Genomic DNA, 20,166 nt, shown 5'->3' with positions numbered 1-20,166 from the left:
GTTCGCGACCGACGTCTTACTGACTGCTTTCCGACAGTATGAGGTGTGGCCCGTCTCGGCGAGGGACGACAGGCAAAGTTCGACGATTGGTAGGGAAACGTCGAAGCGACCGTTTCGCGCCGCCACGGGGATGTTAAATATCGACGTTCTACGGGACGTAAACCGATTCTCGACCGATCACCCCCAATCACGATACTGTGTCACACTGTCACTATGATCGAGTAGTATTTTACACCAATGTTTATTATATAGTCTCCATAATACGTGTATATGTCTCCAGAGCGGAACCGCGACCCCGAACGGGTCGTGTATCGATGGAATCGAATCTTCACTGCGCTCGCTGCCGAACCACGACGACAGGTGGTCGACGCGCTCATGGACGTCGAGGACGGCGGCTACGTTTCGTTACCGAACGCCGCAGACAATCACCACCTTCCGGACGATCCCACGGAGTTACGCGTTCAACTCCACCATCAACATCTTCCGCTGCTCGAGGCATCGGAGTTCGTCGAGTGGCAACGAGACCCGTTCCGTGCGTATCGCGGGCCGCGATTCGAAGAAATCGAAGCCGTCCTCGAGGCGCTGTACGCGAACGCGGCCGATATCCCCGATCAGCTGGTCCACAGCTGTCGATCGCTCGAGCGACACCAAAACGGCCACAACGGGGATTCCACGTCGATGAGTGATTGATACGGACTGCTGTCCCGAGTTCCCGCCATCGCCAGGGCAGGGTCGGCGATCGGCGGCCAGTGACGACAGGAGACCGTACGAGACGGACGGCTGTCCGTCAGCATCGATCCACTCACAGACGAGTCGCCGGCGTGTCGAAACGTCGGGACAGCCAACCGTATACCGTCGCATCGTGAGGATACCATCGATCGAACGGGTCGCTTATTCTCTTCTCGGCGGAACACGCAGCCATGCTCGAGACCGTTCGAACCCGCGCCCGCTCCTATTTCGAGGACGCACCACCGGCCCACGACTGGCATCACGTCCAACGGGTTGCGACGCTCGCCGAGACGCTGGTCGATCGCCACCCGGCCGACGGGATCGACGACCGCATCGTAAACCTCGCCGTCTTCCTTCACGACATCGGCCGCGAGAAGGAAGACCGCGGCGAGATCGACGACCACGCAGCGTGGGGGGCAAGGGAAGCCGGCCGCATCCTCGAGGACGTCGGTGCGAGTCCCGAGACGATCGATCACGTCCAACACTGCGTTCGTGCCCACCGGTACTCGAACACGATCGAACCCGAGACTCTCGAGGCCGAACTCGTCAGCGACGCGGACAACCTCGACGCGCTCGGCGCGGTCGGGATCGCACGGACCTTCGCCCACGGCGGGGCGCTGGGACAGCCGATGTACGATCCCGGAACCTCCGTCGCCGACGACGACACCGCGGCCGGAGCGACACAGTACAACCACCTCCACAAGAAGATCCTCGATCTCCCTAACCGGATGTACACCGACGTCGGCCGCGACTTGGCTGACGAACGTGCGACGGTCGTCCGCGAATACCTCACGCAGTTCGACCGCGAACTCGCCGGCGAGCGGTAGCTGTCGACCGTTCGACGGCCACGCTACCGGACCGCACGTTGGCTCCTAAACAACACCAAACTCACCAAAGGTTTTTCCTATACGGCAACGTCTACTAGCGACCGCCGAGGTGAGAACCATGCAGGAGACGACAATCGGCCGTCCCGAACGGGATCCGTTCGAGTCCCTGGTCGGTGTTCTCGCCAAGGCCAGCCGGTACGATCTCCTGTTGGGGATCATCCCGGTCGTATTCGCGGTTGCACTGGTCGTGGCACACGTCCTGAGCGTGTCGGTAGTGCAGGCGATGTTCGTCGCGGCAGCTATCGGCGTGCTCGTGGTCATCGACGCCTGCTACCTCAATCCCCCAATCGACCAGGGGTCGACGTAGCAGTACCGGCCACCAACCGTTCTCGAGACCACGACCGACGCCGAAGGCTCGTTTCTTCCTCCGCTGGCTGTGGGTTGTTAGCGACCACCACGAGTGGATCCGAACACGAACCGCGCGAGTCTCGCCGCAGTAACCGGTTTCGGTAACGGACGGTTCAGCGCCCCGGAACCCTTTTACAACTCTCCTCTCTATTCGTACGTAGCAATGGGACTGGGCTCGGATATGTACAGACAGCAGATCCTCGATCACTACAAGAATCCCCGCAACTACGGGAAACTCGAGGATCCAACGTTTACCCACGTCGGCGAGAACCCGATGTGTGGCGACGAGATTCGCATGGACGTCGTCCTCGACGACGACGAGGAGACGATCGAGCAGGTGGCCTTCTCCGGTGACGGCTGTGCGATCAGTCAGGCCTCTGCGAGTATGCTCTCGAAAGAACTGCAGGGCAAGACCGTCGACGAACTGCTCGAGATGGACCGCGACGACATCATCGACATGCTCGGCGTCGACATCTCGCCGATGCGGGTCAAGTGTGCCGTCCTCGCCGAGAAGGTCGCACAGGACGGCGCGGAGATCTACATGGGCGAACTCGAGAAGGACAAGACGACGACCGAAGACTGATACGGATCGTTGTAGCTATGTTCCGGCGATCGCCAGATACGGGGCCGGCGATCGACGGTAATCGATTACAACGACCCGTCTGAACGTCGCTTTTCCGTATTCTGACTCGACTCGAGTCACAACGCTGTCACGCTTCGTATCGGGTACGTCGTGAACTGCCTGGCCCGCCTATCGAAAACGAAAAGCGATCGCTACTCCGGCTTCAGGCCTTCGTCCTGAACCCGCATGACGGCCTCGCCGTCGGCGAGGTTCGGCGCGTCGACCAGACGGACGATCCGCTTGTCGCCTTTGGACTTTCGCAGATAGATCCGGAACGTAGACTTGTGTCCGAGGATGTTTCCACCGATCGGCTGGGTCGGGTCGCCGAAGAACGAGTCGGGGTTCGATGCGACCTGGTTCGTGACGATGACGGCGGTGTTGTAGAGGTTACCGACCTTGTCCAGGTCGTGGAGGTGTTTGTTGAGCTTCTGTTGTCGGTCCGCGAGTTCGCCACGGCCGACGTACTCGGCACGGAAGTGAGCGGTCAGCGAGTCGACCGCGAGCAGACGGACCGGGTACTCCGAGTCCTCGTGTTCGCTGGCCAGTTCCTGGGCCTTCTCGGCCAGCAACATCTGGTGGTTGGAGTTGAACGCCTTCGCGACGTGGATCTTGTCTAGCACGTCCTCGACGAGTTCGTCGACGGCGTCCTCGTCGTCGGCACTACCCTCGATCTCGCGGTCCTCGAGGGCCGCGTCGATCGCTTCGTCCGGCAGGCCACGGACCATATCGTCGATCCGTTCCGGACGGAACGTATCCTCGCTGTCGATGAACATCGCGCTGCCGTGGAGGCCGCCGACCTCCTTGGGGAGCTGGACGTTGACGGCCATCTGATGGGTGACCTGCGATTTGCCCGACCCGAACTCGCCGTACACTTCGGTGATCGACTGGGTCTCGATCCCGCCACCGAGGAGGTCGTCGACCTCGTCGATGTGCCAGGAGAGTTTGCCGATCTCGTTGCGTCGTTCTAGTACCGTCGAGCCGGTTTCGAAGCCGCCGACGTCGGCGGCGTCACGGGCTGCGTTGACGATGTCCGCGGCGGTGGACTCGCCGACGTCGGCCGTGTTCGACAGTTCGGAGGGCGAAGCGACGGCCAGACTCTGGAAGGAGTCGAAGCCTGCATCGTGGAGTTTGTCTGCGGTTGCCGGGCCGACACCGGGGAGGGTCTCGAGGTCTGCGTCTGGCATATTCACTCCTTGTGCCGGACCCCCCATAAAGCCTCGTTAACAGGGGAGTGAAAGTGAAAGTGCAGGACTGCGTCGGGTTGATCCGACAGTAGGTGAGAGCGTTTATCAGCAGTCGTTCGGCGACCGACCCGAAAACCGAGAGTCCAGTAGCGAACGAGGCCGAGCGCTGGACCGTGACCCAGCTTTGGCGTGTCGACAATTCAGTACAGGAAACCGTATCATACGGATTGCTGTACCGATGTACCGGCGTAACCGCCGCCCGGGTCGAGGTTACGCCGGCAATGACTTACAGGAAATCGTATCAGAGTCGCGACTCCTCGAGCGTCCACTCGAGACAGTGGAGACGGTCACCACCGCCGACGAACAGTTCGGTCTCGCCGAGTGCAGGCGTGGCCGTCACCCCATCCTCGAGGCCGAAGTGCCAGAGCAGATCGCAGTCCTCGGCGTCGCCGGAGACGTCGACGCCGTACAGCGATCCCGTCGAGTCGCCGACACAGAGGACGTCGCCGACGACGACCGGACTCGAGCGGACCTCGCCGTCGAGGGCGACGCCTTTCTTCGAGAACAGCCAGCCCCGCAGTTTGCGGCGGCCGAAGGTGGTGTCGGTGACGTGGAGGTAGCCGTCGGCGGCGCCGACGAACGTCGCGCTTGCGTCAGGAAGGACGGTCGGCGCCGTCGTAAAGTCGTCCTGACTCCGGTAAGTGAACCACGACTGTCCGTTGTCGGCGTGTAACGCGACGAGCGTTCCGTCGTCGTCGGCGACGTAGACGCGCCCGTCGACGATCGTCGGGCCGTCGACGACTGCCCCGCCGACCGGTGCAGTCCAGCGCTCCTCCCCGGTGTCGGCCGCGAGGGCGTGGATCGTCTCGTCGGCGGTCCCGACGTAGACCCGAGTCCCGTCGTCCGTTCCCTCCTCGTCCATTCGCGCGTCCTCGAGTGAGAGGAGATCCAGTTCGTCCTCGTCCGGACTGTGAGATCGATCGTGGCGGCGCTTGCGGTCCCGCGGGTGCTCGGCTGCCGGCGTGCCGACGACTGGCGCGTCGGTTTCGTGAGTCCAGATCGTTTCGCCCGTCGCGGGCTCGAGCGTCGAGACCCCCGCCGTGTGGCCGACGTAGAGCCGACCGTCGGCCAGCGCGAGGGCGGGCTCGCGACCGTCCGAAAGCGCTCGTTCCCACTGCAGGTCGCCGGTCGCGGGATCGAGTGCGAAGACGGTGCCGTCTTCGGTCCCCAAAAATAGCGAGTCGCGGGTGACGACCGGCGTCTCATCGGTCGCAACCGTCGTTTCGAACGTCCAGCGCCGTCGGCCGGTCTCGCGATCGAACGCATAGCAGTTGCCGTGGCTCGTCCCGACGAAGACGGTGTCACGATCGAGGACCGGAGAGCCGGCCGGGCCGACGAGATCCGCCGTCCAGCGCTCCGAGACGCGATCCGGTCCCTCGAGGTCACGACGCACTCCAGAGTGCCGTGGGTCGCCTTTGAACTGATTCCAGTCAGTCACTGGCTGAGGTTACCGAACGGATCGATATAATGGATGCGACAACGGACAGCATCACGGGAGATCGAACGCGGCACCGGCTTCGGCCTCGGCTGCAGTCGGTCGGACAGCCTTGTGGCTGGATGGTGACTGAAAGTGTCGGCAGGAAAAAGGGGGGGCAACTGGTGTATGGCGCAGTTGGTGATGATGTGGCTTGGTGGCTTCCTGCCGTACGCTTCGCTCTATGTGCCTCCTACACATACACGTGATGCCAACATAGTTTGGTATCGAGGTGATCCGGTGTAGAGCCGACAACGGTCGACATCGACCGTCGGCCGTTGGTGGTCACTCCCAGGGGTGTGTCCCGCTCGAGCTCGGCCACAGCGGATACCAGTACTCTTTCTCGCGTTCGATCTCGAGTTCGCCGTCTAAGGCCGCCTCGAGTTTGAACTCCGCACTCGAGTCTCGTTCCCGTCCGGGGCGGGGGGCGAAGGGGTAGAACCGGCCCCGACGGAACGAGTAGATCCAGTAGACGGGAGTGCCGTCTGCTTCGGCGGTTCCACCGCCTCCGCCACGATGGCGCGAGGCGCCATCGCCGTCCTCGTAAGCGAAGAGCGCGGCGAGCAGCCGCGAGCCGTACCCGTGTTCGATGAACGTGTCCGCGGCAAAGTGCATGCTCGTGATCAGGTCCTCCGGATCGGTATCCTCGAGGACGACCCAGTGATAGCCGTGGTCGTCGCTGGTGACCCGAAAGTCGGTACCGGTCTCCTCGCGGCCGGCCGCTAAGATCGCCTCGACCTCGTCGACGGCGTCACGAAAGCTGCTCGAGTCGACGCCGGAGAAACAGAGCGCGCCGACGTCGGCCGACTCGTAGCCGAGTTCGGCCTCCATCGTGAGGTAGGCGGTGCTCATCCCGAAGAGATCGTCGGGATCGGCGTCGCGTCTGGCATCGGTTTCGGCGCGTAAGCCGAGAACGGCGCGGAGACCGTCGAGCAGTCCCATACTCTGTGCAACGAAGCCGATCCCTTAGAATGGGTCGGTTCGTATCAAGCGGCGAGTTCCCGCTCGAGTTCACGCAGTTGTTCGACGCGTTTCTCCGTTGGCGGGTGGGTGCTGAACAGGCGACCGACGACACCGGACTTGATTGGGATGATGAAGAAGGCGTTCATCTCGGCTTCCTCGCGCATGTCCTCTTTCGGTACCTTGTCCATCTGACCGGAGATCTTCAGGAGTGCGGAGGCCAGCGCCGATGGGTTGCCGGTGATGGCGGCCGCGCCGCGGTCGGCGGAGTACTCGCGATACCGTGAGAGCGCACGGATCAGGATGTAGCTGATGATCCAGACGACCAGCGAGACGAGGATGGCGACCATGATTCCACCGCCGCCTTTGCCGCCGCGGCTTCGGCCGCCACCGAAGAACGCGCCCCAGCGGACGACCATGAAAGCGATCGTCGAGAGGAACGAGGCGATCGTCATCACCATCATGTCCCTGTTCTTGACGTGGGCGAGTTCGTGGGCGATGACGCCGTCGAGTTCTTCCCGATCGAGGGTTCGCATGAGCTCCGTCGTCACCGCGACGGCGGCGTTTTTCTGGTTTCGGCCGGTCGCGAAGGCGTTGGGTACCTGCGAGTCGATGACCGCGACTTTCGGTTTGGGGAGGTCGGCCTGCTGGGAGAGGCGCTCGACGGAGCCATGAAGTTGCGGATACTCGTCGGCCGAAACCGTCTTCGCGCCCATGCTCTTGAGGGTCAACGTGTCGCTGAAGTAGTACTGGACCAGCGACATGCCGCCGAAGAGGACGGCAAACAGCAAGATATCGCCCTGCATGTACGCGGTGATCACGCCCGCGAAGACGATGTACAGCGCGAACAGCAGAAACATCGTCAGGAACATTCGAAATCGAAGTCCCCAGTCCGCCTGCCAGTTCATAGATAGAATGAGGAGGCGAGGCGGGATAAGTGTCACCGACGCGTCCATCGACTGTACAGTCCTCTGTATTGAATTCCCGGTATACCCGTGATCCGGTTGTGGATGTGCCGGCACCGACGGACAGCGTTCGCTACAGCTCCGCACGATCTGTCGTCGCTCGAGCGATTCGTCTCGAGTCCGATCTCGAGCCCCTCGTTTCGCATGGAGACCCCAAGACGTGAGCACGTCTGACACGATCCGTTGCACGGATGTCTGACGTTTTCGAGGAGGGACGGAAGAGCGAATGAATCATCTCGAGTCGGTTCGCCCCTGGGACATCGACACACGTCGTGGTGGATCACACCGGGAGCGGCCGTGTCCAGTCGGCGGCTGGAACACGTCGCTTAACTCGCTTAAGTTCCAAGTGGGAATAATGAGTGAATCGCGTGCGTTCTGTCCCCGCTGTGGGGAGCCGATGCCCGAGCGGTCGGCGAGCGACGCGAACGGCGAGGAGGGGGCAGCGGATCCCCTCCGACCCGGTGCCGAGGTCGAACTCTGCGATTCGTGTTACTTCGAGAACTTCGACTTCGTCGACGCGCCGGATCGGATCGACGTTCGCGTCTGTGCCCAGTGTGGTGCCGTCTATCGCGGTAATCGGTGGGTCGACGTCGGTGCACAGGATTACACCGACATCGCCATCGAGGAGGTAAGCGAAGCGCTTGCCGTTCATGTCGACGTCGAGGACGTCGCCTGGCAGGTCGAACCCGAACAGATCGACGAGAACACGATCCGGATGCACTGTTACTTCACGGGGGTCGTCCGCGGGACGCCCGTCGAAGAGGAAGTGATGGTCCCCGTCAAGATCGCCCGCCAGACCTGTTCGCGCTGTGGACGGATCGCCGGCGACTACTACGCAAGCATCGTCCAGATCCGTGCGGAAGGCCGAACGCCGACGACCGAGGAGATTGACCGCGCAAAGGAGATCGCAAACACCGTCGTCGCCGACATGGAAGCGACGGGCGACCGCAACGCCTTCATCACCGAGATCGGCGAGGTCGACGAGGGGCTGAACATGAAGGTCTCGACCAACAAGATCGGCAAGAAGATCGCAAACAAGACCGTCGAGGAGTTCGGCGGGTCCGTCAACGACGCCGAGACCCTCGTCACCGAAGACGAAGACGGCAACGAGGTCTATCGAGTCACCTTCGCCGTTCGTCTGCCGCCGTACATCCCCGGTGACGTCATCGACCTCGAGGACGACGAGAAGGGACCGGTCATCGTCCGCAGCGCCCACGGCAATCTGAAGGGAATCCGCGCGACGACCGGCGAACGTTACGAGGCCAGCTACGAGGAGGGGAACGCGCCCGACGCACGAAAACTCGGCGAACTCGAGGACGCCGTCGAGACGACGGTCGTCACCGTCGAGGACGAGAACGCCGTGCAGGTGTTAGATCCCGAGACCTACCAGGCCGAAACCGTCGCGCGGCCCGATTACTTCGATCCCGACGCCGAGACGGTCCCCGTCCTGAAGAGTCGCGCCGGCTTACACATCCTTCCCGACCCAGACCCCGATACGGGCGACGAGGCCGACGAAAGCGGTCACTACGATCCCTACGCGGACCGCGGCGAAAGCGATGTCTAACGGAACGGACGAAACCGCCGCGGACGTCCTCGAGCGAGCGGCCGCCGACGTGCCGCTTGCGGCTCTCGTCGAGAAACCGTACACGGAGACAGCCATCGAATCGCTACGCGACGAGGGTGTCTACGACGACTCGCGGCGCGTCCGCGAGAACGACGACGGACGAGTCGCACTCCCCGTCACGGCGCCCCCGAGCGAGACGGACGTCCTCGGGGTCGTCCGGCAGGTCGATCCCGAACCCCGGAGCCCTGGCCTCGAGGATCTGCTCGCCGAACGGGGCTGGAGCGAAGCCGACCTCGAGTCGGCGCCGGGTTCGTGGGCCGTGGTCGGCTCGGTGATCCTCGTGACAGTACCCGAAGACTGTCCCGACGAGGCGGCTCTCGGCGAGGCCTTGCTCGAGTTACACGGCGAGGCCGACAGCGTGCTGGCCGACGAGGGGATCGAAAACGACGGCGACGCAGGGACCCACCGCGAGCCCCGAACTCGGCTTATCGCCGGCGAGACGGACACCGAGACGATCCACACCGAACACGGCACCCGTTACGGGCTCGATCCCGCCGAGGTGATGTTCTCACCGGGGAACCAGGCCGAACGCGCACGGATGGGTGAGGTCGTCGATCCCGACGAGCGGGTCTTCGATATGTTCGCCGGTATCGGCTACTTCACCCTCCCGATGGCTCGTGCCGGCGCGCAGGTAACGGCGGCCGAGATCAACCCGACCGCCTTCCGCTATCTGCTCGAGAACGCCGTGCTCAACGACGTCGGCGATCGGGTCGACGCCTACATGACCGACTGTCGGGACCTCGTGAGTGATCTCGAAGCCGACCGGATCGTCATGGGCTACTACGGCAGCGCGGACGGCACGGACGCGGACGGCCACGGGACACGCGCCGACGGCGCCCACGAGTTCCTCCCGGACGCTCTCGACGCGCTCGCCGCTGGTGGCGTCGTCCACTACCACGAGGCGACCCCGGAGTCACGGCTCTGGGAGCGACCGCTCGAGCGCCTCGAGTCGGCCGTCGACGACGCCGAGCGGACACTCGAGGTCCTCGAGACGCGGCGAGTGAAAAGTCACAGCGCAGGCGTCTCCCACGTCGTCGTCGACGCTCGAATCGAGTGAGTGCGATCGCGATACTGATACTGCCGGACAGCAGTTAGTGAGCCGTCGGTCGCGAATTCGCGGCCGTCACCGTCGGCAACGGCCGCCGTCGTGCGACCGACCGGTGAATCGTGCCGTCCGGACGTATGACACGACGGTCGTGAGATTCATACTATCGCCGGTACAAAGAGCGCGTATGAACACCCGGAACAAATTCATCGCGCTGACGTTTGCCATCCTCATGGCGACCTCGATGGTCGCGATGCCAGCGATGCACCTCTTCTAACCGTCGGTATCCCAGACGTCCGCTACGGGACTCGAGTCCGACGAGCGACCCGAACCGCGCCGCGATCGACTCCCATCGCGTCCGGCCCTCGAGCCGGCTCTGGACCCGCCACCCGTCGACCTGCTGGCGCCACGATTTCCTCGGGAACGCGCCCCGTCGCCAAGCGCTGCGTGTGGATCGAACTCGGGGAGCTCGGGCCGACGCATTCGGTCGACCTGTGCTTCGAACCAGTCGGGCATGTCAGTGCGCGCGCGCTCGAAGCAATCCAGTAGGCTCGAGTCGGCCAGATACGTCGCGCCGTGGTCCTCGGGCGCACGAACGACGCGGCCACAGGCCTGGATGACGGTCCGGAGCGCGGTCCGGTAGTACCAGGCCCACTGGCCTTCCTCGAGTCGGTGGGCCACTCGCGAGTCGCCCGTGTTGAGAAACGGCGCCTTGCACAACACCTGCCACCGACAGAGATCGCCTTTCAGGTCGAGCGCCTCTTCCATCTTCACCGAGAGGAAAACGTCGGGCTCGTCCGTCGCTTTCCAGGCCTCGAGGGCGGCGTCTCGACCGTCGCGGTCGTGCGTACGAACGCGGTCGCCGACGCCGAAATCGGTGAGACGGTTGGCCAGTCGCTCCTGGATGTCATAGGAGTGGGCGTGAATCAGTCCCTTCTCGTCGGGGTGGCGTTGCATGAGCCGGACGATCGTCCGGGCGATCTTCGGCATCGTCTCCGATCGCTGTTCGTAGGTCATCTTGCCTTGCGTGACGTCGTACAGCGGTCGGTTCTCGACCGGAAACGTGTGTTCGACGTCGACCAGCGCGACGTCCGCAGGATCGAGCCCGACCTGTCGGCAAAACGCCGCCTTGTTGAGGATCGTCGCCGACAGCAACGCGAACTTGTTGCCCCGCTCCCAGACGGTGTGCTGGAGGTACTTCTCGGGGTTCATCGGCTTGATCGTCAGCGGCCCACCGGCCGGTTCGTCGTCGTTCTCTCGAGTGGTCCCGGAGGGCTCGGATTGGTCGACCAGCCACGTCGTCGGGCTCTGGGGATCGCGGTAGTCCGAGACGAACCAGTCGAGTTCGCCGATGAGTTCCTGGAGCCGATCTCGTTCCCGGACCTCGGCGGGGGTCAGCGAGTCCTGTGTGAGTAGTTCGTCCTTTCGGCGGGTACACTGCTGGGAGAGGTTCTCGGCGTAGCGGACGGCGCGGTCGAGGTCGTCGATCTCGGGGACGCGGAGGTCGTCCCAGAACGGCACTGTCCGCGGACCAAGCTGAATGGTCGCGTACATCTCGGCCCACTCGGCGAGGCCGTGGGCCTCGTCGACGACGACGACGTCGCGTTTGCGAAAGACCTCGCTGCCGGCGGTTTGCATGAAGTAGGCGAGCGTCATCGCTGCGATCGATCGGTTCGAAGCGATCGCCCGGTCGGAGAAGTACGGACATCGATGTTTGACCGAGCAGTCGTAGCCACGTTTGCGCACGCAGGGAGCTTGATTGACCGGCGTCTCACGCTCGTCGGGGAGAATACAGGAGTAGTTCGACTTCCCACGGATGACGTTCAGATCGGCCAGCAGGTCGTCGGCCGCGACGTCGTCCAGTTGCGACACCTGCGGCGTCGTGTAGTATGCGCCCGTGGCGTCGCTCGGGTCGGCATCGTCGACACGCCGGGCACAGCCGGCGACGGCCCGTGCTAACAGGGACTTCCCGCTTCCCGTCGGCGCCCGGACCAACACGACGTCGTTGCCAGCCGCGAACGCGTCGCGAATATCACGGAGGGCCTGTTCCTGGGCCCCGCGGTAACTCGGCGCGGGAAACTCCTCGAAGATCCGCTCGGGATTCACCGTTCGATGCACGGCGCGGCCGCTCCCTAAAGGCTACGAACCGTCGCTCGTCGTGCAACACGACGTTCCCTCTCGAGACGTCCACCGGCGGGTATCGGCCCGGTAGGGAGGGGCTACCCAGCCGTACGCGGCGGTAGTCGGTCGATTACAAATACGAAATCCACCATCGGACTCGGGTACGGAAGGGTCGCTCAGCGGTAGAGCACCGCGGTGGCATCTGCCCCGCGGCGGCCAGTCGGCCACGTGGCGTTCAAATCCCACCCCTTCCGCTTGCGGTTGTCGATACCGCAGTGCTCGTGGTTCCGCTCATGCGCTACCCGACGATCGGCGTTCGGTTGTGCTCGCAGTCGGATACGGTCAGGTGCAACCGCCGTTCGATCGCGTCGGCCCGAGATTTTTTGTGAGGCTACGCGCTCAGCCGGGAGGTCTCCGCGTCGACCTGTTCCAACCGCTCGACGTCCGCAGCGGTCGGCTCGTCGGGCAGTGCTTCGATACAGGGGTAACACAGCATGTGGTCTGTCCCGTCTGCGAGCGCTAAGGTCATCGCGGTCCCCTCGCTGCCGTCGTCCTCGCCGAACGTCCAGAGGTTGGCGATCCCTCCAGCGACCGAGATCGGACGTCCACAGCCGTCACAGGAGTCGTTTGCCATACGCGAAACTGGGTTCCGAACGGTGAAAGTCGTTCCCCCGAAGACCCCCATCGACACAGCTGTGGCAATCGACGGCGGATACCGGCCGTCCGGTTATAACGCACCGCGTTATACGGTCGTTCATGGAGGTGCACTGCGAAGGTTGTGCGGGCTGTTGTATGGACTGGCGATCGCTGCTCGAGGACGCGACCGACGCCGACGTCGATGCCGATGCCGATCACCAGCGCCGGACTCCGTTCGACGGTGAGAGCGCGCGAGCGCCGCTTGACGACGACACCAACTTCGTTCCGTTGATCCGTGACGAAGTGCGTGGTTTCCTCGAGTCGGGGATGGCCGCGGCACTGACGCCGCGGTTCTGGCACGCCCGGGACGAGCGCGAAAGCGTCACCGTCGACGGTCACAGCGTCGCCGCCGTCGCCGGCCGACCGGTGTTTTTCGTCGGCCTCCGGAAGCCGCCGAAGCCGGTCGCGCCGTTCGGTCGCGAGGAGTCCGTGTGGCTCCCGTCCTGTGTCTTTCTCGACCCCGAGTCGCTGCAGTGTCGCATCCACGGCGGCGAGCACTTTCCGGACGAGTGTGGCGCCTATCCGGCCCACAACCTCGCGCTCGAGCACGAAACGGAGTGCGAACGGGTCGAATCGGCCGGTGGTGGCACGCGACTGCTCGAGGCCGAAATCGACGAGGATCTCGACGGGCTGTTGCTCGGCTCACAGGCCCTTGGCGCGAAGCTGTTCGCCCATCCACGCCCCGACGACCTCGAGGGAATCGTCGGCCGCGCCGCGACCGGGGAGTTGACGGCTGCCGACCGCGCGGAGTGTCTCGCCATCGCGGCGGGCTCGAGTCCCGGCACGCTCGCCATCTCGGAGCACCACTACGAGTGGGGGAAAGCGCGGGCGCTCGAGACGACGGACACCGACAGCTCCGGCGACGACCGCGCGGAGTCGTGGGTCGGGCCCGCGATCCGTGAGTGGTACCGACGCGCCGGGGACGAGGGTGAGACGGCCCCTTCGCCGGCGGTCGCGAGCGCGGTCGAGGACGACCGCGGCGCACCCGATACGCCGGGCTGGGACGGCTGATCGAAGCCCCATACGGACTCCTGTAAGTCGTTACCGGCGCAACCGCAGCCCGGGTCGCGGTTGCGCCGGTAAATCGTTACAGCAATCCGTATCATACGGTCTCCTGTCGTCACTGCCCGCCGATCGCCGACCCCGTCCTGGCAAATAGTTACGGCAGTCCGTATCACTCGAGCGAGCGTTAAGACCGTCCCAGCCGTAAGACGACTATGGACGTACTCGTGACGGGCGCAACCGGGTTCGTGGGCAAGCGGCTCGTCGACGCCGTACTCGCGTCGACCGACCACGACGTGACCGTCCTCGTCAGAGACGCCGACGCGTACGAACCGCCCGGCGACGTCACCGTCGTCGAGGGTGACGTCCTCGAGCCGGGTCGGTTCGAGACGGGTCTCGAGGACGTCGACGTCGCCTTCTATCTGATCCACGCGATGGACGCGAGCGGGGATTTCGCCGCGCGGGATCGACGGGCCGCACGGAATTTCGAGCGGGCGGCGACCGCCGCCGGCGTCGAGCGAATCGTCTACCTCAGCGGCCTCGGCAGCGACGCGGACGAACTCTCGAGCCATCTCGCCTCCCGACGGGAAGTCGAGGCGATACTCGCCGACGGAACCGCCGCGGTGACAGTGCTCAGGGCGGCGATCATCGTCGGCGACGGTAGCGCGAGCTTTCGGCTGATCCACCAGCTCGCGACGCGGCTCCCGGTGATGGTGACCCCACAGTGGATCCACACGCCCTGTCAGCCGATCGCGATCGACGACGTCGTCGCGTACTGTCTCGCCGTCCTCGAGCGGCCGGAGACGGCCGGTGAAACCTACGAGATCGGCGGTCCGGACGTGCTTACGTATCGGGAAATGCTGACGAAAACGGCCGAAATCGCGAACGGTCGGCGCCCGCTCATCGTTCCGGTTCCAGTGTTGAGCCCGCGGCTCTCGGCGTACTGGGTCGGGCTCGTCACGGACGTCCCGAAGGAACTCGCCTACCCGTTGATCGGCGGCGTTCGCAACCCAGTCGTCGTCACCGACGACCGATTGGCACGGCTCGTCGATCTCGAGTTGACGCCGTTCGAGACCGCCGTTCGGCGGGCCCTCGATACCGAGTCAAAGCGCGGTGATCGAACCGCAGCGCCGACACAGCCGGGGCGGAACGTCGAATGACGTCGCCGGAGTACGGCGAGACCTGGGTGTACGAGAGCCTCGTCGGGACGATACCTGGCGTGGACGTGTCGCCTCGAATGGCGGTCGTCGGCCAGTTTCTGGGGTTCGAAGCGGCGATCCTCGCTGTCGCCATCGTCTACGATCTCCCGGGCGCCGTCCTTCCCGGAACGGTCGCCGTCGTTGTCGCGACGATCGGTAGCTGGCTGATGGTCCGGTTCAGCCGTGCCGTTCGGGAACTCCCGACGCCGGCAGGCTACCGGCGACTGCTGTTTGGCTCGAGTATCGACGTCGTCCTCGGCGTGCTCGCGTTCGTCACGCTGGTCACCTATCTCTTCGTTGCCGATCCGGGGTGGAGCGAGCAGCCGCTCGTGGCTGACCTATTCGGGGCCGATCCGCCGCCGGTCGCGATCTGGCTCGCGCTGCTGGTGCTGTGGGACGTCGTCTACCGGATCGGTACCTGCTGGTGGGCGAGTCTCGTCGGGCTCTGGCGCGCGCTTGTCTACGAGTTCGATCCACAGTCGACACGGCGGTACCGCCGAGCCGACGCGATGAACGTCGCCTTCGCGACGGTACAGCTCCTGTTCGTTCCGTTCGTGGTCGACCACCCGCTGTTGCTGTTTGCGCTGGGCGGCCACGTCGTCGCAGTCGTCGCGGTCACGTCACTCTCGACGATCCTTCAGTGACACGGCAAAAGGTGAAGCCACCAGTCATACGGACTACTGTACGTCGTTACCGGCGCAACCGCGACCCGGGCTGGGGTTGCGCCGGTACATCGTTACAGCAATCCGTATCAATCGACGCTAGTCCGACTTGATCTGCTCGAACTGATCCAGCAACTCCTCGGCCGACTCGCCGGCGTCGTACTCGACCTCGCCGTGGTAGATCGTCCGCTCGTCGTCGAAGTCGGCGTCGACCCTCGAGGCCTGCTGCTCGCGTCGCTCGTGTTCGTCTTCGTCATAGGCACCCATCGACATGGTAAGTATACACATGTTGGCGATTCTCGCACATCAATGTAACGGTCGTTCATTCCCGTCTGACGCGTAAGACGTATGCCCCTACACCCCGTAATCCGCCCGTGGCACGGCCGCTTCGCTTTCGATACTCGCCTTCCTCCTGGAGCGAACAGCAAGTCCGACACGAAATCCTCCAGCCGCTGCGTTCGAACATCGGGGCCCGCGCGGTGACGCCCCGGTTCGATATCGGCGCCGACTGGGAGACACATCGCTTCGAGATGCAAAACGGCGACGTCGCGCTCTTTGCGCGAAACGGCCGGGAAGCCTACTGGATGGGCAACACCGAGACACCTTCCTCGCTGTGGAAAACCGACAAATACGGCTGGCGGGAGGTCCCGTATCACGTCTCCCGCTGGACCCAGCGAGAACTGCTCGCGACGCTTCACGAAGAGGACCCGTGGCTGGCCGACTACCCCCACATTTCGTGGTTTTTCCTCCCCGTGTTCATGTCCAAAGACGGCCGCGAGTCGACGCGGGCGTTTTTCAGACAACACGCCGCCGGCTTCCCCGATGCTGGTCGACGAGAGACGACGCGGTTTTTCGAGTCGTTCCTCGAGACCGGTGTCTTAGACGAGTACCGACACGTCATGTCCGGGAAACTCGGAACCAGCGACCACGTCGATCGCGTTCGCATGAGCGCCGCGATGGGTGAGTTCATCGCCGCGAAGATCCTCTCCGATGCCGGCTACGACGTCGAGCCCGAGATCGAGGTCACGACCGGCCACTCGCTGGACTTTCGGGCCGAAAACGACGAGACCAACGTTCTCGTCGAGGTGACCCGACCTCAGCCGCCGAAGAACCGATCGGCGGCCGGCCCAGTCGCCGCCGTCCGCGAGACCGCCGAGACCAAGACCAACGGTCAACTTGCCGAACACGGTGGCGGTGCCGTTCTCTTCGTCGACTGCTCGAGTTTCCGTGACGATACCTGGAACGCCGTCCGGGCCGAACAGCCCGACGTTCCCCACCGTCCAGCCGTCGTCTACCGCGCCCGACCGAACGGCCACGTCGAAGGGTATCGGAAGGGCTCGGTCCCGCTCGAACTCGGCGACGCGATGACGCTTCTGGATTGAACTCGGGAGAACGGTCGTTCTGGACTGAACGCAAAAGACGGGAGATATTTTCCGACTACTATCGGCACTGGACGCGTCGTGAGCGGTCGCTTCGAGCGCGGTTCTCATCGAGCGACAGCGACGTCTTCCCACGGGGTTCGACGAAGTGCGGTGGCGCCGTCGGACGCCGTCGGCTTAGAACGAAACGGCGTCGGGCGCGTACGGACTGCCCAGCGGCGCGGGATCGCGGTCGCTGTAACCGATACGGCCGATCGCCTTGTTGCTGACGGCACACGAGAGAGCGAGTCGCGCGTCCTCCGGTGTTTCGAAGGTCTCGGACTCGAGTCGGGCGAGTACGTCGCCGACCGTTTCGGAGCCGTTGGGGAGTTCGAGGGTTCGATTACCGTACTCCTCGATCAATTCCTCGGTAGTGGCGGGGTAGTCGTGGTCGTCGACGAAGTCGCCGGAGCCGTTTGGCAGCATTACGCCTGATCTTCCGTGATCGATAATTATAAACATTGTCCATATACGTTTCTTAGGCACAGGGTATACCTAATATTCTTTAATGAATGAGGGACAGACAGTGCGTTTTCGTGATCGTTCGGCGGGACGGTAGGGAATGCTCGTCGGGTGGTGCGAGGCGAGGAAACGACTTTAGGAGCGCCGACCATCGGATCGGGTAGATGCCCTACGCCGACCTGCACGTCCATACGACGCGCTCGGACGGAAGCCTCGAGTTCGACGAGGTGCCGAACGTGGCCCAGCAAAACGACGTGGCCGTCGTCGCGCTGACCGATCACGATCGGTTACAGCCGGTCGACGAGCCGGTCCTCGAGCGCGACGGCGTGACGATCGTCAACGGGGTCGAACTGCGCGTCGAGACACCGAACGGCGAGCGCGTCGACTTACTCGGGTACGGCGTCGAGCCGACCGCGGAACTCGAGGGACTGGTCGAACGCATCCAGCGTGATCGTATCGAACGCGGACAGGCGATCGTCGACTGCGTCGAGTCGCGTCTCGGGATCGATCTCGGCGTCACCGTCGACGACGGCTTCGGCCGACCACACGTCGCTCGGGCGATCGACGCCCATCCCGGCGTCGACTACGACTACGAGGACGCGTTCGACCAGCTCATCGGCTACGGCGACCCCTGTTTCGTCGCACGGGAGGTCCCAGCCTTCGAGCGCGGACTGGCGGCGCTTTCGGCGGCGTGTCGACTCGTTTCGCTTGCCCACCCGCTCCGCTATCGCGACACCGACGCAGCGCTCGGACTGACGGCCGACCCCGACCTCGAGGCCGTCGAACTGCACTACCCCTACGACCGTCCTGACGTCGACCGGAGCGCCGTCGAACGGGCGGTAGACCGCCACGACCTTCTGGTGACCGGCGGCAGTGACGCCCACGAGCACGACCTCGGCGTCGCTGGACTCTCACGACGCGAGTACGAACGGTTAGACCTTTCCTAACACTGATACAAGCCTGGCCGAGAGCGGAGGGTTCAATGCATCGTGGTTCCAAGGGACGGGTATGAACTGTCACTACTGTGACCGCGAGGCCGCGTTCGCTGCCGAATCGGACGGGCTCAAAGTCGGTCTCTGTGAAGAACACTTCCGCGAGCGGTTACAGGAACTCGCCGAAGCCGACGGCCTCGAGACGCTAAAAGAGAAAGTCGACGTCGATCGCGCCGAGTAAGCGACGACCGTCGGTTAGGCCGAGCGGCTGGCGTCGACGTCGATGGCGTCGACCGGACAGACGTCCACACAGAGCATACAATCGATACACTGGGCCTCGTTTGCGGGGTCTGCTTTCTCCTCGCTTTCGGGGTGGTCGGGCGTTTCGACCCACTCGAAGACGTCGACGGGACAGTCCTCGAGACAGGCACCGTCGGCGATACAGAGATCGAAGTCGACCGCGACGTGGGTGCCGTGAATGCCGAGTTCTTCGGGTTCGTCGACGGGTCCCCAGACGGCGTGGCCGTTGTGTTCGTCGACTTGCTCTCGGTTCTCGTCGAACTGCGGATCAATGGCCATTGCTAACAGTCCTAAACGGTGGACGATACTTAAAGATATACACTCGCTGACGATCAGCGACGACGTTCTTGCCGGTCGAAACGTTTACTCTCTGCTGTCTTTCTCGAGGCGATCGTCCAGCAGTTCGCGCATCCAGACGGCGAAGCCGTGGTCACGGCCGTGCGTCCAGACGGCCATCTGGTCAACGACACCTGGGAGGTCACTCTCCGCGACACCTGCGGCGACGATCGCCTCCCCATCGACCATCAGGAGCTGGCCGGGCCGTTCCGAGTAGACCTCACTCGTCTGCCGGAGATCCGACGCGACGACGACCTCGACGTCCGGTGTCATCTCGAGGACGTCGTCACGGGCGTCGTCGGTCGGAACTTCGATGTATACTTCGACGCCCCGACCGGCAGCCGACGACAAGGCCTCGGCGATCTGTCCCTCGAAGACGTCGATGGCAGGAACGAGATAGTGGACCGTGTCAGTGGCCTCCTCGAGAAAGGCGACGATGCGGTCGGTGACGTGCTCGCTCTGGGAGATCGCCCACATCCCCTCTTCGACCGCCGATTCCGGCTCCTCGACTTGCTCGAGTGCGTTCTCGGCGGCGCTGAGCCGCGAGTCGTAGTCCTCGCGGAGCCGTCTGCAGGCCGTCTCGACGGACACCGCCATGTACTCGCGTGGCTCTGACTGCTGGACGTTTACCAGTCCTTTTCGCTCGAGACGCTCGATGGTGTCGTACACCCGCGACCGGGGAACGTCGGCGACCTGACTGATCTCTTTTGCAGTCCCCGCCGAGATCCGTGTCAGCGCGACGAAACACCGGGCTTCGTACTCGGTCATGCCCAGCGTCTCGAGACTCGTCACTGCTTCTTCGGCTGTGGACACAGTAGGGCCACTACCCGTGAACCGGAAAGCCTGAGGCTTTCGCAGCCACGGATCTCACTCTCGGAACGCCGAACCGGACGGTGGCGTCAGGCGCCGGAACGACGTGCTCCCACAGGGACAGCCCTCGACGCTCCCGATCGGGATGATCTCGCGGTCGTTCGACAGCCAGACCGCGAGTACGACCGCAACACGACCGCCGGTACTTCGATCACAACACTCCCGTCCGATTTCGGCGAGGGACGGTATCGATACCGGAACCCGTCTCGAGTACGCCTTTCATTTGAACGGCCAGCAATTTCAAGTCCCTAACATATTCGGCATGGTCTG

22 protein-coding genes and 1 tRNA gene are annotated in these 20,166 nt (G+C 63.9%); 13 read left to right on the top strand and 10 right to left on the bottom strand.

The features are described 5' to 3' along the window. Positions 1 to 270: 270 nt before the first annotated feature. From RBH26_RS10170 to sufU, 4 genes are all read left to right on the top strand, one after another. Positions 271 to 690 (top strand): hypothetical protein, encoded by a 420-nt coding sequence (locus RBH26_RS10170; protein WP_306758138.1) that lies wholly within the window; start codon positions 271 to 273, stop codon positions 688 to 690. A gap of 230 nt (positions 691 to 920) precedes the next feature. Continuing rightward, a complete protein-coding gene (locus tag RBH26_RS10165) occupies positions 921 to 1,556 on the top strand; it encodes an HD domain-containing protein (RefSeq protein ID WP_306758137.1) in 636 nt (211 codons plus the stop codon). 118 nt (positions 1,557 to 1,674) lie between these two features. Continuing rightward, the gene (locus RBH26_RS10160; protein ID WP_306758136.1) at positions 1,675 to 1,923 is read left to right on the top strand and encodes a hypothetical protein; all 249 of its coding nucleotides are present in this window, start codon (positions 1,675 to 1,677) and stop codon (positions 1,921 to 1,923) included. A 204-nt stretch (positions 1,924 to 2,127) separates the two neighbouring features. Next, on the top strand, positions 2,128 to 2,547 hold the full coding sequence (gene sufU / locus RBH26_RS10155; protein ID WP_306758135.1) for a Fe-S cluster assembly sulfur transfer protein SufU: 420 nt from the start codon (positions 2,128 to 2,130) through the stop codon (positions 2,545 to 2,547). Positions 2,548 to 2,738: 191 nt separating this feature from the next. Here sufU and radA read toward each other — a convergent pair whose 3' ends face one another. The 4 genes from radA to htpX form a co-directional block, all read right to left on the bottom strand. Then, on the bottom strand, positions 2,739 to 3,770 hold the full coding sequence (gene radA, locus RBH26_RS10150) for a DNA repair and recombination protein RadA (RefSeq protein ID WP_306758134.1): 1,032 nt from the start codon (positions 3,768 to 3,770) through the stop codon (positions 2,739 to 2,741). 301 nt (positions 3,771 to 4,071) lie between these two features. Then, on the bottom strand, positions 4,072 to 5,268 hold the full coding sequence (locus RBH26_RS10145; RefSeq protein WP_306758133.1) for a PQQ-binding-like beta-propeller repeat protein: 1,197 nt from the start codon (positions 5,266 to 5,268) through the stop codon (positions 4,072 to 4,074). A 321-nt stretch (positions 5,269 to 5,589) separates the two neighbouring features. Then, positions 5,590 to 6,246, bottom strand: a complete 657-nt coding sequence (locus RBH26_RS10140) for a hypothetical protein (RefSeq protein WP_306758132.1) — start codon at positions 6,244 to 6,246, stop codon at positions 5,590 to 5,592. Between the two features lie 44 nt (positions 6,247 to 6,290). Continuing rightward, the gene (htpX, locus tag RBH26_RS10135) at positions 6,291 to 7,172 is read right to left on the bottom strand and encodes a zinc metalloprotease HtpX (protein WP_306758131.1); all 882 of its coding nucleotides are present in this window, start codon (positions 7,170 to 7,172) and stop codon (positions 6,291 to 6,293) included. Positions 7,173 to 7,584: 412 nt separating this feature from the next. On the opposite strand from htpX, the gene RBH26_RS10130 reads away from it, so the two are divergent. Both RBH26_RS10130 and RBH26_RS10125 read left to right on the top strand, forming a co-directional pair. After that, positions 7,585 to 8,793, top strand: a complete 1,209-nt coding sequence (locus RBH26_RS10130) for a 60S ribosomal export protein NMD3 (protein ID WP_306758130.1) — start codon at positions 7,585 to 7,587, stop codon at positions 8,791 to 8,793. Beyond that, positions 8,786 to 9,910, top strand: coding sequence for a class I SAM-dependent methyltransferase family protein (locus RBH26_RS10125; RefSeq protein WP_306758128.1), 1,125 nt, complete (start codon positions 8,786 to 8,788; stop codon positions 9,908 to 9,910). The genes RBH26_RS10130 and RBH26_RS10125 overlap by 8 nt, the downstream gene beginning before the upstream one ends. A 261-nt stretch (positions 9,911 to 10,171) precedes the next feature. On the opposite strand, the gene RBH26_RS10120 is transcribed toward RBH26_RS10125, so the two are convergent. Further along, complete coding sequence (locus RBH26_RS10120) at positions 10,172 to 12,004, bottom strand: ATP-dependent DNA helicase (RefSeq protein ID WP_306758273.1); 1,833 nt, start codon at positions 12,002 to 12,004, stop codon at positions 10,172 to 10,174. A gap of 180 nt (positions 12,005 to 12,184) precedes the next feature. Here RBH26_RS10120 and RBH26_RS10115 point away from each other — a divergent pair. Beyond that, positions 12,185 to 12,273, top strand: a tRNA-Ala gene (locus RBH26_RS10115). A 137-nt stretch (positions 12,274 to 12,410) separates the two neighbouring features. On the opposite strand, the gene RBH26_RS10110 is transcribed toward RBH26_RS10115, so the two are convergent. Then, the gene (locus tag RBH26_RS10110) at positions 12,411 to 12,653 is read right to left on the bottom strand and encodes a hypothetical protein (RefSeq protein ID WP_306758126.1); all 243 of its coding nucleotides are present in this window, start codon (positions 12,651 to 12,653) and stop codon (positions 12,411 to 12,413) included. Between the two features lie 122 nt (positions 12,654 to 12,775). On the opposite strand from RBH26_RS10110, the gene RBH26_RS10105 reads away from it, so the two are divergent. The 3 genes from RBH26_RS10105 to RBH26_RS10095 all read left to right on the top strand — a co-directional run bounded on the left by RBH26_RS10105 (position 12,776) and on the right by RBH26_RS10095 (position 15,560). After that, positions 12,776 to 13,726: a YkgJ family cysteine cluster protein gene (locus RBH26_RS10105; RefSeq protein ID WP_306758124.1), complete on the top strand. Its 951-nt coding sequence runs from the start codon at positions 12,776 to 12,778 to the stop codon at positions 13,724 to 13,726. Positions 13,727 to 13,932: 206 nt separating this feature from the next. Continuing rightward, positions 13,933 to 14,877: an NAD(P)H-binding protein gene (locus RBH26_RS10100; protein WP_306758123.1), complete on the top strand. Its 945-nt coding sequence runs from the start codon at positions 13,933 to 13,935 to the stop codon at positions 14,875 to 14,877. Next, positions 14,874 to 15,560: a hypothetical protein gene (locus RBH26_RS10095; protein WP_306758122.1), complete on the top strand. Its 687-nt coding sequence runs from the start codon at positions 14,874 to 14,876 to the stop codon at positions 15,558 to 15,560. Before RBH26_RS10100 ends, RBH26_RS10095 begins: the two co-directional genes overlap by 4 nt. A gap of 117 nt (positions 15,561 to 15,677) precedes the next feature. Here RBH26_RS10095 and RBH26_RS10090 read toward each other — a convergent pair whose 3' ends face one another. Continuing rightward, entirely contained in the window at positions 15,678 to 15,851 is a 174-nt protein-coding gene (locus tag RBH26_RS10090) for a DUF5786 family protein (protein WP_306758271.1), read from the bottom strand. Positions 15,852 to 15,952: 101 nt separating this feature from the next. Between RBH26_RS10090 and RBH26_RS10085 the strand changes: the two genes are divergently transcribed. Beyond that, complete coding sequence (locus tag RBH26_RS10085) at positions 15,953 to 16,960, top strand: DUF5784 family protein (RefSeq protein ID WP_306758121.1); 1,008 nt, start codon at positions 15,953 to 15,955, stop codon at positions 16,958 to 16,960. A 174-nt stretch (positions 16,961 to 17,134) separates the two neighbouring features. On the opposite strand, the gene RBH26_RS10080 is transcribed toward RBH26_RS10085, so the two are convergent. After that, a complete protein-coding gene (locus RBH26_RS10080) occupies positions 17,135 to 17,422 on the bottom strand; it encodes a DUF2795 domain-containing protein (RefSeq protein WP_306758120.1) in 288 nt (95 codons plus the stop codon). Positions 17,423 to 17,622: 200 nt separating this feature from the next. Between RBH26_RS10080 and RBH26_RS10075 the strand changes: the two genes are divergently transcribed. Next, positions 17,623 to 18,405, top strand: coding sequence for a PHP domain-containing protein (locus RBH26_RS10075; RefSeq protein WP_306758119.1), 783 nt, complete (start codon positions 17,623 to 17,625; stop codon positions 18,403 to 18,405). Between the two features lie 61 nt (positions 18,406 to 18,466). Beyond that, the gene (locus RBH26_RS10070; protein WP_008893031.1) at positions 18,467 to 18,631 is read left to right on the top strand and encodes a DUF6757 family protein; all 165 of its coding nucleotides are present in this window, start codon (positions 18,467 to 18,469) and stop codon (positions 18,629 to 18,631) included. 14 nt (positions 18,632 to 18,645) lie between these two features. Here RBH26_RS10070 and RBH26_RS10065 read toward each other — a convergent pair whose 3' ends face one another. After that, positions 18,646 to 18,969 (bottom strand): ferredoxin family protein, encoded by a 324-nt coding sequence (locus RBH26_RS10065; protein WP_306758116.1) that lies wholly within the window; start codon positions 18,967 to 18,969, stop codon positions 18,646 to 18,648. An 84-nt stretch (positions 18,970 to 19,053) separates the two neighbouring features. Then, entirely contained in the window at positions 19,054 to 19,839 is a 786-nt protein-coding gene (locus RBH26_RS10060) for a helix-turn-helix domain-containing protein (protein ID WP_306758115.1), read from the bottom strand. Between the last annotated feature and the right edge of the window lie 327 nt (positions 19,840 to 20,166).

The organism is Natronolimnohabitans sp. A-GB9 (assembly GCF_030848565.1).
Lineage (GTDB): Archaea > Halobacteriota > Halobacteria > Halobacteriales > Natrialbaceae > Natronolimnohabitans.
Note: the sequence above shows the minus strand (reverse complement) of the source record. Positions and strands in the feature narration are given on the sequence as shown.